We start from the raw sequence: 2,741 nt of genomic DNA, 5'->3' as shown, positions 1-2,741 counted from the left end.
GTGGCGGGCGCCGGCGCGGCCGGCGGCTCGCTTTTGCCTTCGCGGGCCAGGCGCGCGGCGCGATGCTGCTGCCCCCGGGTCGCCTTGACCTTGGCCTCGTCATCGCGCGCCGGGGCCGGCGCGGTCGAGCCGGCCAGCAGCGGTTCCAGCGCGGTCGCGGCGGGTTCTTCGGTCCAGCCCAGCTCCTCGCACAGCACGCGCAGCTGGCGATGCAGCTCGCGCCATTCGCGCATGCGCAGGAAGCCGAGGAAATGCCGTTCGCACCAGCCGCGCAGCTTGGATTGGGTGAGGTCCTCGTGGGCCTGGCGATAGCCATCCCACAGCCGCAGCACCCCAACGAACTCCGAGCGCCCGTCGGCAAACAACGCGTGCGCCGCATCGGCCGCGCCCCGGGCCTCCGGCGGGCGCTCGCGCGGGTCCTGGATGCCCAGGAACGAGGCAATCACCAGCATCGGCCGCAGGCAGCCCTGCGCCTGCGCGGCCACCAGCATGCGCGCCAGCTTGACGTCCACCGGCAGCCGCGCCATCTGGCGGCCCACCGGGGTCAGGCGGCGCTCGGCATCCACCGCGCCCAGCTCGCCCAGCTGCTGCCAGCCATCGGCAATGGCACGCTCGTCGGGCGCTTCCAGGAACGGGAAATCCTCGATCTGGCCCAGGCCGAGCTGCAGCATGCGCAGGATCACCCCGGACAGGCTGGAGCGGCGGATTTCCGGATCGGTGAACTCCGCCCGCGACTGGAAATCCGCCTCCGAATACAGGCGGTAGCAGATGCCTTCGGAAACACGTCCGCAGCGGCCCTTGCGCTGGTTGGCGCTGGCCTGGGATACCGCTTCGATATGCAGCCGGTCCAGCTTCTGCCGCGGGCTGTAGCGTTTGATGCGGGCCAGGCCCGGATCGACCACGTAGCGGATGCGCGGCACGGTCAGCGAGGTTTCTGCCACGTTCGTGGCCAGCACGATGCGACGCTTGCCGCCCGGGTTGAACACCTCGTCCTGGTCCTTGACCGACAGCCGCGCATACAGCGGCAGCACTTCGGTCTCGCGGTACTTGCGCCGTTCCAGCGCCTGGTGGGCGTCGCGGATCTCACGCTCGCCGGGGAAGAACAGCAGGATGTCGCCCCGCGGATCGATCCGGGTGATTTCATCCACCGCCGCCACGATGGCCTCATTGACGGTGCGTTCGCCATCACGACCGCCGTCCGCGTCGCCGCCGCCTTCGCCTTCCAGCGGGCGATAGCGCACGTCCACCGGGAAGGTCCGGCCTTCGACGCTGATCACCGGGGCATCGTTGAAGTGTTCGGCGAAACGCGAGGTGTCGATGGTCGCCGAGGTGACGATCAGCTTCAGGTCCGGGCGCTTGTGCAGCAGTTGCTTGAGGTAGCCGAGCAGGAAGTCGATGTTGAGGCTGCGCTCGTGCGCTTCGTCGACGATGATCGTGTCGTACTGCGAGAGCCAGCGGTCACTGCTGATCTCGGCCAGCAGGATGCCGTCGGTCATGAACTTGATGCGGGTGTCATCGCCGACGCGGTCGGTGAAGCGCACCTGGTACCCCACGGTGGTGCCCAGTTCGGATTTCAGTTCCTGCGCCACACGCGTCGCCACGGCGCGTGCGGCAATCCGTCGCGGCTGGGTGCAGCCGATCATGCCGGCCACGCCGCGACCGGCGGCCAGGCACAGTTTGGGCAGCTGGGTGGTCTTGCCCGAGCCGGTCTCGCCGGCGATCACCACGACCTGGTGCGCGCGGATCAGCGCGGTGATCGCCTCGGCTTCACGCGCAATCGGCAGTTGCTCGTCCAGAGTGATGGCCGGCAGATTCCGCGCACGCGCTTCACGGCGCTGCACCGACGCCTGCAAGGCCTGCTCGAACGCCGCCGCCAGACCCGCATCGCCCGGTTTGGCCCGCCAACGCGAGAGCATCCCCAGCAAACGACCGCGGTCGCGGCTCATGGCCCCGTTGATCGCGGCCTGCTGCTGGGCCAGGCGTGCTGCATGTGGTTTTTCGATAGCGCTCATCAATCGATTCGTTTAGAACTTTTGTTTACTACTGAAAGGGTAGTCTGATCTATTGTGAAGGCCATCCGATTCATCCCATCCATAAGGAGTTCTCCCATGGCGAAGACGACCAAGACCCCGGCAAAAACCAAGACGGCCAAGCAGCAGCTCGGCGCGGCGGCCCCGTCGGCCCCGAATATCGATATCGGGATCAAGGAGGGCGATCGCAAGAAGATCGCCGATGGACTGTCGGCCTTCCAGGCGGACGCGTTCACGCTTTACCTGAAGACCCACAATTTCCATTGGAACGTGACCGGRTCGATGTTCAACTCGCTGCACACCATGTTCGAGACCCAGTACACCGAACAGTGGGCGGCCCTGGATGACGTCGCTGAACGTATCCGTGCACTGGGCTTCAACGCCCCGGGCTCCTACCGCGAATTCGCCGCCCTGACCTCGATCGCCGAGGAGCCGGGCCTGACCGACAGTGCGGACTGGCGTGAGATGGTACGCCAGTTGGTCACCGCCAACGAGGCCGTGTGCCGTACCGCCCGCAAGGTGCTGGACGTGGCCGACGACGCCGACGATGCCCCGACCGAAGATCTGATGACCCAGCGCCTGCAGACGCACGAGAAGTATGCGTGGATGTTGCGGTCGTTGTTGCAGTAAGGGTTTGTTGGCGCGTTTTTCTCTGCGCGCGGCGAGGGTCCGCCCCCCTTGCCGGGACACGCCGTAAACCCATCCCTGGGG

At 66.9% G+C, this 2,741-nt stretch carries 2 protein-coding genes; one reads left to right on the top strand and one right to left on the bottom strand.

From position 1 onward, the window contains the following. On the bottom strand, nucleotides 1–2,012 hold a 2,012-nt coding region (hrpA, locus tag AC1DQP_RS19155), incomplete at its 3' end, for an ATP-dependent RNA helicase HrpA (RefSeq protein ID WP_478052268.1). Nucleotides 2,013–2,108: 96 nt separating this feature from the next. Here hrpA and AC1DQP_RS19150 point away from each other — a divergent pair. Beyond that, nucleotides 2,109–2,660, top strand: a complete 552-nt coding sequence (locus AC1DQP_RS19150; protein ID WP_256776879.1) for a Dps family protein — start codon at nucleotides 2,109–2,111, stop codon at nucleotides 2,658–2,660. Nucleotides 2,661–2,741: the final 81 nt, after the last annotated feature.

The organism is Stenotrophomonas sp. P5_A8 (assembly GCF_056400545.1).
The sequence above is the reverse complement of the archived record's forward strand: the minus strand, read 5'-3'. Positions and strand labels throughout refer to the sequence as shown.